Source organism: Corynebacterium maris DSM 45190 (assembly GCF_000442645.1).
In the GTDB taxonomy this organism is placed as follows: domain Bacteria; phylum Actinomycetota; class Actinomycetes; order Mycobacteriales; family Mycobacteriaceae; genus Corynebacterium; species Corynebacterium maris.
In genome coordinates, this window is the sequence record NC_021915.1 from 1,253,062 (window position 1) to 1,267,502 (window position 14,441).

Below are 14,441 nucleotides of genomic sequence, written 5' to 3' on the forward strand. Positions count from 1 at the left end.
GACGCAATGGAGCTTGCCTTGAAAAACCCCGCCACTGTCCGTCGCACTGCGGCGTCGATCGCGTCACTGGCGCTGGCCGCCACGCTGGCGTCACCCGTCCTCGCACACGCGCAGGACAACGACGCCGAGGCGAGTTCCGCCTCCGACGTCGTCGCCGGGTCCTCGCGCTCGCCGCTGTCCGGCGGCTCCTCCATCGACGTCGCGCTCAGCTCGGTCGACGCGATCGGGTCCAGTGAATTCCCCGTGCCGGAAGACCTCGTCGAGGTCAATGACGCCTACCCGCGTCCGTTCGGCGAGTCCTACGACAAGCCGGCGATCGCCGACATTGAGAAAGAAGACCGACCGGGGGTTGATCGGTGGTTCGTCGAATCACCTGCCATGGCCCGCACCGTCGAGCTGCAAGTGCTGCCCGCCGCGGACCCCGACGAGCCCTCCCCGATCCTCTTTCTGCTGGACGGGCTCAGCGCGCCGCGCAACTCCGGTTGGGTCAGCCACGCCGACCTCGAGGGGGCCTTCGTCGGCGACAACGTCACCGTGGTCATGCCCACCGAGGCCCGCGGCTCGATGTTCGTCGACTGGCACAACGATGATCCTGGCCTAGGCCGTAACAAGTGGGAAAGCCTCATCGCCACAGAACTGCCGCCCCTGCTCGCCGAGGAGGTACCCAACCACAACGGGAAGTTCGGCGTCGGCGGATTGTCGATGGGCGCCAGCGGCGCCGTGGCGCTGGCCAACGCCAACCCCGAGGTCTTCGACGCCGTCTTCGGCATCTCCGGCTGCTACTCGACGACGTCGCCGGCGGGACGGATGATGGCCCACGGCACCGTCGAATCCCGCGGCGGGGACTCCGCCAACCTCTACGGCCCGGACAGCTCTGGACTGCGCGAGCGTTACGACGTCGTCAACAGGCCAGAAGGGCTGCGGGACATGGAGGTCTACCTCTCCGCCACCACGGGCGCAGTCAGTGCGGGCGACGAAGAACACTACGGCGACGACGCGCTGGGCATGGCGCTCGGCGTCATTCTGGAGCAAGGCGCAAACAGCTGCACCCGTGATCTGGACGCGGCCATGGGTCGGGCGGGGATGGATCACCAGGAGGTGGTCTTCCTGGATGAGGGCGCCCATGACTGGGCGATGTTCGCGGCCCAGCTCGCCCCCGCCTGGGAGCACATCAAGGACGGGTTGTACTGACGCATTCCTGAACAGAAACTGTCTGCACTAAGGTGATCCCGCGGAAACGCCGGGACCACTGGGAGATCGGGCGGCAAGAAGATGGAGGGTCAGTGAAAACAACCAGCACGCGCGTTCTGGCGGCGGCGACGGCAGCGATGATGGCTATGTTCCCGGCGGTGGCGGGGGCCAGTGAATCGTCCGAGGACGTCAAGCGCACGGCCGTCCTCGAATCCTCCCGCTCGCCCTTGTCCAGTGGGCATTCCTTGGACCTGCTGGTCGACGCCGTCGACGCGGCCGGATCGTCCGAGAACGTCGTGGGCGGCCTGACCCGGAACTCGGACTTCCCGATCGCCCTGGACCCGAAGGTCGGCGCGTTGGCCCAGCCCGCCGTCGTCAAGATCGACGACAGCCACCGCCCCGGCGTGCAGCGCTGGTACGTCGCCTCGCCGGCGATGAGCCGCGTCGTCGAACTGCAGATCGTGCCCGCAAAGGACCTCGACAGGCCCGCGCCCATGTTGTACCTGCTCGACGGCGTCGACGCCGCCGCGGACTCCGAATGGATGACGGAAGCGCAAGTGCACCGACGCTTCACCGACGAACACGTCACCCTGGTGATGCCCACCGAAGCGCCGGCCTCGCTCTACCTCGACTGGTACGCCGATGACCCCGCGCTGGGCCGCAACAAGTGGGAGACCTTCCTCACCGAGGAATTGCCGCCCCTGCTGGAAAATCACGACGCCTTCCACCACAACGGCAAGCGCGGCATCGGCGGGCTGTCCATGGGGGCGTTCGGCGCGGTGACCCTGGCCAACCGTAACCCGGAGCTCTACGACGCCGTGTTCGGCATCTCCGGGTGTTATTCCACGACCTCGCAGATCGGCGAGGTCATGGTGCGCAACATCGTCGAGACCCGCGGCGGATCGCTGGACAACCTCTACGGCCCGGCGGAGCTGGGCAGGCGCGTCGCCTACGACGTGCAGTCGGATCCCAGCGGGCTGCGGGACATGGCCGTGTACCTGTCCGCCTCCGAAGGGGCGGCCTCGGCGGCCGACGAGGAGTTCTTCTCGCCGTACGGGCCCGACGTCGCACTCTATGCCATGGTGCTGGAGCAAGGCTCGCACAGCTGCACCATGGACTTCGACGCCGCCCTGAAAGACGCCGGCATGGATCACCAGAAGGTGGAGGTCCAGCGCGAGGGCATGCACTTCTGGCCGACGTTCAACGAGGCCATCAAACCGGCCTGGCGACACGTCGAACCGGTGTTGAGCTGACGCACGGCTTCGCGCCTCCGGCACGACGCGCTATTGTCAGAACTCATAACAGCATGTGAAAGGGAGTTTTGTGGACATCGGTACGTGGACAAAGACCCCGGCGACGCTGGTAGCGGCCGCGGCGATCGCCTTGACGACGGCGTTTCCGCCGGGAGCCGGAGCCAACCCCGTCCAACAGTCGGCCGACGCCGTCTCCCCGGAGGTGATCGCCGAATCCTCGCAGTCGTCCTGGCCCACCGGCGGCTCGACGGACGCGGCGCTCAGCTCCGTCGAGGTGCTCGGCTCCACCAACATGCCCGTCGGCCCACTCTCCAGCGGCCCCATCGGGCAGCGGCCGGCCATCGACCCCGACGCAACCCCCGCAGTGGTCGACGTCAACGCTGATCCGAACCATGCCGGCGTGCAGCGCTGGACCATCGATTCGCCGGCGATGGGCAGGCACGTCGACGTGCAGGTCGCCCCGGCCGCCGGCCCCGGCCCGGCCCCGATGCTCTATCTCCTCGACGGCGTCGACGCCCCGGCGGACTCCGGCTGGCTGCACCAGTCACGCGTCCACGACAACCCCGCCTTCAACGACGTCACCCTGGTCATGCCCACCGGCGCCGGAGCGTCGATGTACGTCGACTGGTACGCCAACGACCCGGTGCTCGGGCAAAACCAGTGGGAGACTTTCCTCACCCGCGAGCTGCCGCCGCTGCTGGAAAACCACGACGCCTTCCACCACAACGGCAAGCGCGGCATCGCCGGGTTGTCGATGGGCGCCAGCGGGGCAGTGGCCCTAGCCAACGCCAACCCCGGTTTCTACGACGCCGTGGCCGGGATCTCCGGGTGCTACTCGACGACCTCGCCCGCCGGCCGACTCATGGCGCACCACATCGTCAACGGCGCCGGCGGCGCCCTGGTCAACCTCTACGGCCCGAGCGGAGCCGCCAACTGGGACCGCTACAACGTCGCCGCCGACCCCTCCGGGCTCGCAGGCACCGCGGTCTATCTCTCCGCCTCGCAGGGCGCGTTCACCGAGGAGGAGCTGGAGTACTTCGCCGAGCGCCAATTCGCCGGCATGGTCAACGGCATGGCCCTGGAATGGGGCGCGGAAAGCTGCACCCGGGAACTCGACGACGCCATGCGTGAGGCCGGCATGACCCACCAGCAGGTCGAGATTCGGCCGGACGGAGTGCACAACTGGCCCAACTTCACCGCGGCGCTGAACCGGGCCTGGAACACTATCGGCCCCGCCCTGCACCCCTAGCTAGAATCGGACGGGTGACTGAGCCGAATGATCTGACCGACCCCACGCCCGCCGCAGCCGAACCGACCCCCGAGGTCCGCGGCCGCTGGGACGAGCTGGCGCAGGAAATCCGCCACCACCGCGACCTGTACTACAACGGCGCCCCGGAGATCCCCGACGCCGACTTCGACGCCCTCTTTCAGCGGCTGCTGGACCTGGAGGCCGACTACCCGGCGCTCGCCGTGCCGGACAGCCCCACCCAGGAAGTCGGTGCCCCCGCACTGGCGAGCAGCACCTTCGACAACGTCGAACACCTAGAACGCATGATGAGCCTGGACAACGTGTTCAGCCTCGAGGAGATGCGCGACTGGCTGGCCCGCACCCCGGCCACGGCCTATCTGACCGAGCTGAAGGTCGACGGCGTCTCCATCGACCTGATCTACCGCAACGGCGCACTCGAGCGCGCGGCCACTCGCGGCGACGGACGCATCGGCGAGGACATCACCGCCAACGCGCGCGTCATCGACGACATTCCCCACCAACTGCACGGCGACGCCCCGGAACTCGTCGAAATCCGCGGCGAAGTGTTCATCCGCCCCGAGGACTTCCCGGCGCTGAATGAAGCGCGCATCGCCGCCGGCGGCAAACCCTTCGCCAACCCCCGCAACACCGCCGCCGGCGGCCTGCGCCAGAAAAACCCCGACGACGTGAAGAAGCGCGGCCTGCGCTTCATCGCCCACGGCCTCGGAGCCCGCGAAGGCTTCGCGCCCGCCACCCAGCAGGAGGCCTACGAAGCAATGGCGGCCTGGGGGCTGCCGGTCTCCGAGTACACGCGCCGGGTGGAGACCGTCGACGAGATCATCGAGCGGGTCGAGTACTGGGAGCGCCACCGCCACGACGCCATCCATGAGATGGACGGCCTGGTGGTCAAAGTCGACGCGTTGTCCGAACAGCGCGGTTACGGCGCGACCTCGCGGGCCCCGCGGTGGGCGATCGCGTACAAGTACCCGCCGGAGGAGGTCACCACCGAGCTGCTGGACATCCAGGTCGGCGTCGGCCGCACCGGGCGGGTGACCCCGTTCGCGGTGATGACCCCGGTCTTCGTCGCGGGTTCGACGGTGTCGATGGCCACGCTGCACAACCAGACGGAGGTCGCGCGCAAGGGCGTGCTCATCGGCGACACCGTCGTCATCCGCAAGGCCGGCGAGATCATCCCTGAGGTGCTCGGTCCGGTGGCGGACAAACGCGACGGCACGGAACGCGAGTTCATCTTCCCGACGCTGTGCCCGTCCTGCGGCACGCGCCTGGCGCCGCAGAAGGAGGGCGACGCCGATTGGCGGTGCCCCAACACCCGCAGCTGTCCGGCGCAGCTGTCCGCGCGTCTGACGTATCTGGCCGGTCGCGGCGGCTTCGACATCGAGGCGCTGGGGGAGAAGGGCGCCCAGGACCTGATCCGTACCGGCATCCTCACCGACGAATCGCAGCTGTTCGATCTGACGGAGGAGAAGCTGACCGCCTCCGAGGTCTACACCACGACCACGGGCAAGGTGAACGCGGCCGGCAAGAAATTGCTGGCGAACCTGGAGACCGCGCGGACCACGGACCTGTGGCGCGTGATCGTCGCGTTGTCCATCCGCCACGTCGGTCCCTCCGCGGCGCGCGCGCTGGCCGCCCGCTACCGGTCCTTGCCGGAGCTCATCGACGCCCCCGTCGAGGACCTGGCGGAGACCGACGGGGTGGGCGGGGTGATCGCCGAGAGCTTCAAGGAGTGGTTCACGGTGGAGTGGCACCGACACATCGTCGACGCGTGGGCCGCCGCCGGCGTGACGATGGTCGACGACGCCGCCGACCGTGCGGAACAGACCCTGGAGGGGCTGACCGTGGTGGTGACGGGCACGCTGGAGGGCTTCAACAGGGATGAGGCGAAAGAGGCGATCCTCTCCCGCGGAGGCAAGGCCTCCGGTTCCGTGTCGAAAAAGACCAGCTACGTCGTCGCCGGGGAGAACGCCGGGTCAAAGGAAACCAAGGCGCGCGACTTGGGCGTGCCGGTGTTGGACGAGGCGGGGTTCCTGCATCTGTTGGAGACCGGCGAGGCCTGAGGGCGAAAATCCCTCGGGCGAGGCGGCTAGGCTTTCGGGCGTACCAGCTCGCCGACGATGGAGCCCAGGGCGCCGAGGTGCTCGACTTCGCTGGCGAGGAAATCCGGGCCGCCGACGCGCGCCACGATCATGGTCATGTCGGTGCTGCGCAGCGGGGTAGCCACCAGGGTCGACTCCAAAACGCTCCAGGACTCGGGGATCCAGTCCTCGGAGTCGGGGTGCAGGATGCGGGCGTGGTCCACGTCGATGAGCTCGGGGGCGGTGCCGTCGTCGGAGGGGGCAGCCTGAGAGGCCGCGACGCGGCTGACCGGTGGCCCGGAACGCAGGATGATCGCCCAGGAAGCGGTCATGGAGGCCGGAATGACCTTGACCAGTTCCTCCAGGGCGCGGGCCTGGTTGTGGGAGGAGGCGGCCACGCGGGCGAGCATCTCGATCTGGCCGCGGCGGTCCACCCGGCCCGCAAAGGGGCGGATGGAATCGACGATGACGCCCGGCACGGTGTTCGCCGCGGTGATCAGCTCGTCGGCCATGCGGCCGGGCGGTAAGGTCACGACGATGTCGTCCATGACGGTGTCATTGGGGGAGGTTTCGACGATGTCGACCGACTGGATGTTGCCGCCGACGGACCCGAAGGCTTGGGCGAGGGAGCCGAGCTGGCCGGGAGCGTCGGGGAGCATCACACGGATGAGGTACGACATGGGTCGGGGATCACGCTCCTGTGGCCGGTGATGTGGCCTAGACTGAATTCGATCTCATTTATGATAGAAACCACGTTAACGCATGCGCGCCTCGGGGTGCGCTAGTTGGACCGCAACATTCCGGCGGGGCGGGGGTGGCGTACCATGAACGCAGATAACCCACGATACGCGCAAAGGAATTTTCACGTGCCTGAATTTTCGCGTGACCAGGTGTCACACCTGGCCAAGCTGTCCCGCCTGGCGCTCAGCGAGGATGAGCTGAAGCATTTCGCCAGCCAGATCGACGACATCATCGACACGGTGTCCACCGTGCGGAAAGTCGACGCCGACGGGGTGGAGCCGATGAGCCACCCGCACTCGATCATGACCGCCATGCGGGAGGACAAGGTCGTCAAGACCCTGACCGCCGAGCAGGCGCTCGATCAGGCGCCGTCCGTCGAGGAGCAGCGTTTCGCTGTCCCGCAGATTTTGGGGGAGCAGGACTAAACCATGACGAAGCACATTGTCCCGGAATCCGGTCTGACGTCGCTGACCGCCGCTGAACTGGCGGAGAAGATCCACTCCCGCGAGGTCACCTCCCGCGAGGTCGTCCAGGCGCACCTGGACCGCATCGCGGAGGTCGACGGCGACCTCAACGCCTTCCTGTACGTGGGGGCGGAGCAGGCGCTGGCCACCGCCGAGGCCGTCGACGCGGCCCTCGACGCCGGTGAGCAACCGGCCTCCCCGCTGGCGGGCGTGCCGGTGGCGTTGAAGGACCTGTTCACCACCACGGACGCGCCGACCACGGCCGCCTCCAAGATGCTCGAAGGCTGGACCAGCCCGTACGACGCCACGGTCACCCTCAAGTTGCGCGAGGCCGGCATCCCGATCCTGGGCAAGACCAACCTGGACGAGTTTGCCATGGGCTCCTCGACGGAAAACTCCGCCTTCGGCCCGACCCGCAACCCCTATGACCTGGAGCGCACGCCGGGCGGTTCCGGCGGCGGCACCTCTGCGGCGTTGGCCGCCGGGATGGCTCCGCTGGGCATCGGCACGGACACGGGCGGCTCGATCCGCCAGCCGGCCGCGTTGACCAACACCGTCGGCGTGAAGCCGACCTACGGCACCATTTCCCGCTACGGCGTGATCGCCGCGGCCTCCTCCCTGGACCAGGGCGGCCCGACCGCACGCACCGTGCTGGACACCGCGCTGCTGCACCAGCTGATCGCCGGGCCGGACGAGTTCGACGCCACCAGCGTCGACGTCGAGGTCCCGGACCTGGTGGCCGCCGCCAAGAAGGGCGCCGACGGCGACCTGAAGGGCGTGCGCGTCGGACGCATCAAGCAGTTCGACCGTGATGGCTGGCAGGACGGCGTCATGGAGCGCTACCATGCCGCGCTCGACCAGCTCGTCGCCCAGGGCGCCGAGATCGTCGACGTGGACTGCCCGCACTTCGACGACGCGTTGGCGGCGTATTACCTGATCATGCCCAGCGAGGTTTCCTCCAACATGGCCCGTTTCGACGGCATGCGTTACGGTCTGCGCGTCGGCGACGACGGCACCCGTTCCGCGGACGAGGTCATGGCCATGTCGCGTGCGGAGGGTTTCGGCCCCGAGGTCAAGCGCCGCATCATCCTGGGCACCTACGCCCTGTCGGTCGGCTACTACGACGCCTACTACCTGCAGGCGCAGCGCGTGCGTACGCTGGTGGCGCAGGACTTCGCCACGGCCTTCGAGTCCGTCGACGTGCTGGTTTCCCCGACGACCCCGACCACGGCCTTCAAGCTGGGCGAGAAGAACGACGACCCGCTGGAGATGTACAACTTCGACCTGTGCACCCTGCCGCTGAACCTGGCGGGCCTGTGCGGCATGTCCGTGCCCAACGGTTTCGCCGCCGACGACAACTTGCCCGTCGGTCTGCAGATCATGGCGCCGGCGTTCAAGGACGACCGTCTTTACCACGTGGGCGCGGCCTTCGAGGCCGGCCAGAAGAAGTAGAGAACTTACGGTTCACCCGCCCGGGAAGGTCGCTGACGGCGTCCGTCCCGGGCGGTTTTTCGTGTGCTGACAACGGGCGCGCGAGAAGATGAGCGTTCTTTCACGCTTGTTTCACTGCGGCTTCACGCACGGTCCGGAAGATGGAAGCAGTCACCGAGCGACCACGTCGTCTCCTTTGCCCATTGTCCGGAAGGAACTTCCCCCATGACCGCCACTCTCACCGCCCCCGCACCGGCCGAACTGCTCCCCGCCGCGGCCGCCCGGGGCCCGCGTCGCCTGCTGCCGCTGCCGCGGCGCCTGCAGTTTTCCTACACGACCCGTTTCGTCTCCGGGGAGGTGGACCGGTGCGCGGGCGACTACGCTCTGCTCGCCGGTGCGGACGTCGTCCCGCGGGCCGGTGACGTGGTCGTCGCCCGTGTCGCGGAGATCGTCAACCATAAACGCGTCGAGACGGAGACCTCCCGCAAGGCGATCCTGTATCCCGGCGCGCTCATCGTGCTGGCCTACGGTCACCGCTATGCCGCCGACCAGTTCCTCGCGCATGTGCCGGAGTCCTTGGATCACTGTCATCTGGTGGCCGCGGGCGGCGTCGCGGGCACGGTCACCGAGTGGCACTCCAAGATCATCGGCCCGACGGTCATTGAGCCGCTCGGCTTGCTGGTCCGCGGCGAGACGGCGGTTAACCTGCTTGACGACGCCCCGCACGTCAACGCCCCGGTCACGGCCGCGCCCGCCGCGTCGAGCTCGCGGCCAGAGATCATCGCCGTGCTGGGAACCTCCATGAACTCCGGCAAATCCACCGTCATGAGCTGCCTGATCAACGGGCTGAGCGCCGCGGGGCGCACCGTCGGCGCCGGCAAGATCACCGGCACCGGCGCGGGCAACGACCGGATGCACTACCACGACGCCGGCGCGAACGAGGTCATCGATTTCACCGACTTCGGCTACGCCACCACCTTTCGGCAGGACTTCGAGTCCGTCCGGGCGTTGACGGTCAACATGATCGAAGCGCTCTCCCACGGCAACGACACCGTGCTCGTGGAGATCGCCGACGGCGTCTACCAGGAGGAAACCTTCCGGCTGCTGCGCGACGAACTCTTCCAGGGCTGCGTGGACACGGTCGTCTTCGCGGCCGTCGACGCCCTCGGAGCCCGGGCCGGGGTCCAGGCACTGCAGGACGCCGGGCTTGAGGTCGGTTGCGCCTCCGGGGTGATGACGTCTTCTCCGCTGGCCGCCCGGGAAGCCGAGGAGGTGCTGGGGCGACTGGGGGTGCCGGTTATCGGCACCTTCGATCTGACGGACCCGGCTGTGGCCGCCGGTCTGTCGGTGCGCTAACCGTGGCCGCCGAAAAGATGCCGGCCGTCTGGGCGGGGCGGCGGCGCCTGTCGTTGACGGGGCTCGGGGTGTTGGGGGCGGTGCAGGCGGCGTTGGCGCTGCTGATGGCCGCGACCGTCGCCGCACTGTTGTCCCCGGAGATCCACAGCGACCGCTGGGACATGGCGGTGCTGGCGGCGTCCGCGGGCGGGCTGGGGCTGGCGCGGTGGATGGAGCGGGTGCTGGCGGAGCAGACCGGCCAGGATTACGTCTTCGAACAGCGCCGCCGGCTGGTGGCCGCGGCCGTGGCGGCCCCGGGGTATGCGGGTTCGCTGGGGGTGACGGTCACGCGCGCCAGCAACGACTTGTCGGCGGTGCGCAATTGGGTGGCGGCGGGCATCGTTCCGCTGGTCACCGGCGTGCCGTTGATCGCCATTGTGCTGGCTGCGCTGCTGGCCGGGAATTGGCGGGTCGGTCTGGCCGTGGCCGTGCCGCTGGCCGCGGTGGCGGCGGTGCTTCCGCTGTTGGCGAAAGTGACTCTGCGCCGCGCGCGTGCCCTGCGTAAGCGGCGCGGCCGGTTGTCGGCGCACATCGCGGACACGGTGGTGGCGGGCGAGTCGGTCCGGCAGGCGGGCGCGGTGGCCCGGGAACTCAATGCCCTTGACCGTGCGTCGGGCCGGGTCGTCGACGCCGCCGTCGACCGGGCGTGGGTGGCGGGGCTCATGCGCGCGCTGACCGCCACGGCGGCGACCTCCTGCACCGTGGCGGTCGTGCTGGCGTCGGCGGCGGGAATGGCGGACGCGTCGCAGGTGGCCTCGACGTTGACCCTGCTGGGGGTGCTGGCCGCTCCGGTCACTGAGGTGGGCCGGGTGGTGGAATACCGGCAGAACTACCGCGCCGCGGCCCGTATCCTCGCGCCGCTGCTGCATCAGGCGGAGCAATTGAAGGAGGCGGAACGCGAACGCGCCCGCCGGTGGCGCGAACAGCACCCTGGAAAGTTGTCTGTGGGCGGCCACGACCGTCCCCGGGGTGTGCGCATCGCCGGGTTGAAGGTCGACGGGGCGGCGGTGGCTGAGCTCGTGGCCCGTCCCGGCGCTCGGCTGCATGTCACGGCGAGGGACCCGCATCGGGTCCGTTCCGTGCTGCGGGAGTGCGGGGCGGTGCGCGCGGCGGGGGTGATCGTCGTCGACGGCTACGACTACGGTGTGGCCCCGGACAAGGTGCGCCGCGCCCTGGCGGGCGTCGCTTCGGCGCATGCGCCCGTGGAGCGCGGGAGCGTGGGACGTTTGCTCAGCTACCGGGTGCCGGACGCGCCGGAGGCGGCGCGTCGCCGGGCGTTGCACCGGGTGGGGCTGGGGGAGAAGGCGGACGCCGACGGTACAGGGCTGCGTCGGCAGCTGAAAAACGGCGGCCGGCCCTGGTCCGTGCGGGAGGTGACGCTGCTCAAAATCGCCCGCGCGATGCTGGGGGATCCGCCGTTGCTGATGCTGGACGGCGTCGACGACGCCTTGGACGACGCTGATGCGGCGCGGATCAAGGGGTTGCTCGCCGAGTATCCGGGTGTGGTGGTGCTGGCATCCGCGCGGCCGGAGCGGCTCGTCGACGAGTACTCTGAGTGGTGCGTGGACTCCGGCGGGGAAGGCCCCGTTCCGGACGCCCCTTTCTTTCCTGCACATAAAAGGATAGCCTAACCTTAAAGAGTGAAAGTTTAAGTGTTGTCGCGTCCCCGTGACCATCCCGGCGATACCGCACGACACGCAGGAGAAAGGACCCCCACCCACCGTGACCAAGCCGAAGAGACCCGCCCGCCCCGCACATGAGGCGACCGTGACCGGTCGTTACCAGCTCAGCCCGAACATGGTGCGGCTGAGCCTCAACGCCCCCGCCTTAATCGGCCGGGAGCTGGAGCACACCGACCACTACATCAAACTGCTCTTTGTGCCGGAAGGCGCCGACTACGCCTGGCCCTACGACCTGCCCACGATCCGGGAAACCAAGCCGCGCGCGGAACATCCCGTCATGCGCACCTACACCTTCCGCAGGGTCGACACCGCCACCGGCGAATTCGAGCTGGACTTCGTGATCCACGGCGACGCCGGCCTGGCCGCCCCCTGGGCCCGTGACGCCGAGGTAGGGGAGAAGATCGGTTTCTCCGGACCCGGCGGCGCCTGGCACCCCGAAGCCGAGTACGAGCACTTCGTCCTCGCCGGCGACGAATCCGCCGGCCCGGCCATCGCCGCCGCGATCGAGACGCTCCCGGAAGGCACCACGGCCTCCGCCTACGTGGAAGTCGACGGCCCCGAAGAAGAATTCGAGATGCCCCAGCACGACGCCGTCGAGCTGACCTGGGTGCACCGTTCCGACGACGTCGCCGGCTCCGCCCTCAGCGACGCCGTGCGCGCCGCCGGTTACCCGGAGAAAAAGACGTCCTGGTTCATCCACGGCGTCGCCGAGATGATCAAGGAGATGCGCCGCTTCCTGTTCATCGAGGGGGAGGTGGCCAAGGCCGACGTGTCCATCTCCGGCTACTGGCGCCTCGGCATGACCGAGGACCAGTGGCAGGCCTCCAAGCAGGAGTTCAACGCCGAGATCGAACAGGACGAAGCCGCCGCGAGCTAAGCGCTTACCACTGCGCGAACCACCGTTCCAGCCGCACCGGCCCGGACACGCGCTCCGTGCGCACCGCAATCCGCGCCGGGTCGTCGCCGACCACGCGCGGGGCGGTGACGGTCGCGACCACCTCGCCGTCGGCGACGATCTCCGCCACCCCGCCCAGCGACTCCGCCGCGGCGATCAACCCGGGTAAATCTTCCGGGGCCAGCACCGGGTGCAGCAGATGCACCCGCACCCGTCCCCGCGCCTGCGGCCCCACCCGCGGATCCGCCGCGAACATCCCGGCCGCCTCAGCCACGCGTACCTGCGTGTCGCCGGCGCCGAGCCAGGAGACGATCACCCGCTCCGCCACCCCCGGTGCGGCCGCGGTCACCGCCTCCGCGAGGGTGACCACGACGTCGGCGTCGCTGAACACGACGCCCGGCGGCCGGGCGATCGGATGCGTGATCCGGTGCGCCAACGCCTGTGATTCCGCGTTCTTTTCCGCGACCCCCGCTACGCTGAGCCCGTCGTGGGCCGACCGCCGCGCCGCCCAGTCGTCTTCGCGGTGGGCCGCCACGGCCTGCGGCTCATGGATGAACACCCCGCCGGCGTTCCAGGCCCGCCACCCGAACTCCCAGTCTTCGCCCCCGTAACCGACCATGCTGTCGTCGAATCCTCCGATCTCGTGGAAAAACCGTGCCGAACACGTCAACACGGAGGAGAGCACGAAGCGCCACGACGTTTCGTCCGCCCGCTCCAGATCATCGGTGTCCGCCCATGCCTCGCGCAGCCACCCGGGTTCGGCGCCGTCTTGGCGCCGGGCGCCGACGACCACCGCCCGCTCCTGCGCGGCCACCCACCGCGACGCCGCGGAGAGGTACCCCGGCGCCGGGACCGTGTCCCCGTCGAGGAACACCACTACCGGGTGACGGGCGTGCGCCGCCCCGAGGTTGCGGGCCGCCGCCGCCCGGAATCCGCGGTCTTCTTGGCGCACCACGCGCACCGGCAGCGGAGAGGTCACCTCGGGCGGGACGGTGGAGCCGTCGTCCGCGACGATCACCTCCACCTCGCCGTCGAAATCAGAGGCGGCCACCCCGGCGAGCACCTCCCGTAAGCCCGCAGGGTCGTTGAAGTAGGGGATCACGACGCTCACGGCCGGGGCTTGTGCCTCGGGCACGGGCCGGCGGTTGCCGCGCAGCCACGGGCGAAAAACGTCGTCCCACAGCTCTCTCCACCGGCGGGAGACCTCCACCCAGCCCCAGTCCGTCGGGGCCACGACCGGCTCCGCGAATTCCGGGTCGGCGGCCGCCGCCAGGATCGCCTCCCGCCAGTCGTCGACGAGGACGATCTGCCCCGGCCACAGGTCCGCGATCTCCCGGGTATACGGCGAGTCCGGCACCAACACCCGTCGGCCGGCGGCGATCCAGCGCATCAATGAGCCCGACGCCGAGAAATGCCGGTGCGCGCACACCGGCACATGAATCCGGTCCATCTCCTCCCACAGCTGCGCGTCGGGGAGGTACCCGGTGACCTCCAGGCCACTGAGCTCTTCGGAGAGCCGTTCGTGCCCGGCGGAAAACCCGCCCAGGGCCCGGACCGTCAATTCCGGTACCGCGGCCAGCACGTCCGCGTGCCCTTTGCCGGGGTAAATGAAGCCGAGGATCCCGACGCTGCCCGGCTGCGGGGTCGCCCGCCGCGCCGGAGCCGCCGGCAGCGGCAGGTGCACCACCGCGACGTCGATACCAGCCGTGGTGAAAAACTCGGCCTCGTGCCGGGAGTTGACCACCGCCAGATCCGCTGCTTCGGCCAGCCGCAGATACGCCCGGGAACGGCGGGCGAAACGACGCTCGCCTTCTTGCGTTTGCGGCACGTCGTGGAAAGACACGCTCAGCGGGCGATCTCCCACCTGCGTCAGCACCGCGGCCACCGCCGCGTCCGGGTCGGCGCCGAAAAGATGGTCAGTGAAGGTCACGTGCACGGGCCCCTCGGCGAGCTCCTCGCCCGGGTGCGCCACCCGCCCGCCGGTGTGCGCCCGCAACGCCAGCGCGTACTCGGTCACTCCGTGTTCCGCGGGTCCTGCGATCAC

11 protein-coding genes are annotated in these 14,441 nt (G+C 69.2%); 9 read left to right on the forward strand and 2 right to left on the reverse strand.

Going from position 1 to position 14,441, the window contains the following annotated elements:
- Positions 1 to 18: 18 nt before the first annotated feature.
- The 4 genes from B841_RS05920 to ligA all read left to right on the forward strand — a co-directional run bounded on the left by B841_RS05920 (position 19) and on the right by ligA (position 5,771).
- On the forward strand, positions 19 to 1,191 hold the full coding sequence (locus B841_RS05920) for an alpha/beta hydrolase (protein ID WP_020934581.1): 1,173 nt from the start codon (positions 19 to 21) through the stop codon (positions 1,189 to 1,191).
- 92 nt (positions 1,192 to 1,283) lie between these two features.
- A complete protein-coding gene (locus B841_RS05925; RefSeq protein WP_041631775.1) occupies positions 1,284 to 2,444 on the forward strand; it encodes an alpha/beta hydrolase in 1,161 nt (386 codons plus the stop codon).
- A gap of 70 nt (positions 2,445 to 2,514) precedes the next feature.
- The gene (locus tag B841_RS05930) at positions 2,515 to 3,693 is read left to right on the forward strand and encodes an alpha/beta hydrolase (RefSeq protein WP_020934583.1); all 1,179 of its coding nucleotides are present in this window, start codon (positions 2,515 to 2,517) and stop codon (positions 3,691 to 3,693) included.
- Between the two features lie 95 nt (positions 3,694 to 3,788).
- Entirely contained in the window at positions 3,789 to 5,771 is a 1,983-nt protein-coding gene (gene ligA / locus B841_RS05935) for an NAD-dependent DNA ligase LigA (RefSeq protein ID WP_404825476.1), read from the forward strand.
- Positions 5,772 to 5,797: 26 nt separating this feature from the next.
- On the opposite strand, the gene B841_RS05940 is transcribed toward ligA, so the two are convergent.
- Positions 5,798 to 6,469: an ACT domain-containing protein gene (locus B841_RS05940; protein WP_020934585.1), complete on the reverse strand. Its 672-nt coding sequence runs from the start codon at positions 6,467 to 6,469 to the stop codon at positions 5,798 to 5,800.
- A 186-nt stretch (positions 6,470 to 6,655) separates the two neighbouring features.
- Here B841_RS05940 and gatC point away from each other — a divergent pair, with 186 nt between their 5' ends.
- The 5 genes from gatC (at position 6,656) to B841_RS05965 (ending at position 12,379) form a co-directional block, all read left to right on the forward strand.
- Complete coding sequence (gene gatC / locus B841_RS05945; protein WP_020934586.1) at positions 6,656 to 6,955, forward strand: Asp-tRNA(Asn)/Glu-tRNA(Gln) amidotransferase subunit GatC; 300 nt, start codon at positions 6,656 to 6,658, stop codon at positions 6,953 to 6,955.
- A 3-nt stretch (positions 6,956 to 6,958) separates the two neighbouring features.
- Positions 6,959 to 8,446, forward strand: a complete 1,488-nt coding sequence (gene gatA, locus B841_RS05950) for an Asp-tRNA(Asn)/Glu-tRNA(Gln) amidotransferase subunit GatA (protein ID WP_020934587.1) — start codon at positions 6,959 to 6,961, stop codon at positions 8,444 to 8,446.
- 204 nt (positions 8,447 to 8,650) lie between these two features.
- Positions 8,651 to 9,781, forward strand: coding sequence for a P-loop NTPase family protein (locus B841_RS05955; RefSeq protein WP_020934588.1), 1,131 nt, complete (start codon positions 8,651 to 8,653; stop codon positions 9,779 to 9,781).
- 2 nt (positions 9,782 to 9,783) lie between these two features.
- Positions 9,784 to 11,451 (forward strand): ABC transporter ATP-binding protein, encoded by a 1,668-nt coding sequence (locus B841_RS05960; RefSeq protein ID WP_020934589.1) that lies wholly within the window; start codon positions 9,784 to 9,786, stop codon positions 11,449 to 11,451.
- 91 nt (positions 11,452 to 11,542) lie between these two features.
- A complete protein-coding gene (locus B841_RS05965) occupies positions 11,543 to 12,379 on the forward strand; it encodes a siderophore-interacting protein (RefSeq protein ID WP_041631776.1) in 837 nt (278 codons plus the stop codon).
- 4 nt (positions 12,380 to 12,383) lie between these two features.
- On the opposite strand, the gene B841_RS05970 is transcribed toward B841_RS05965, so the two are convergent.
- Positions 12,384 to 14,441: a glycosyltransferase gene (locus B841_RS05970; protein ID WP_245561066.1), complete on the reverse strand. Its 2,058-nt coding sequence runs from the start codon at positions 14,439 to 14,441 to the stop codon at positions 12,384 to 12,386.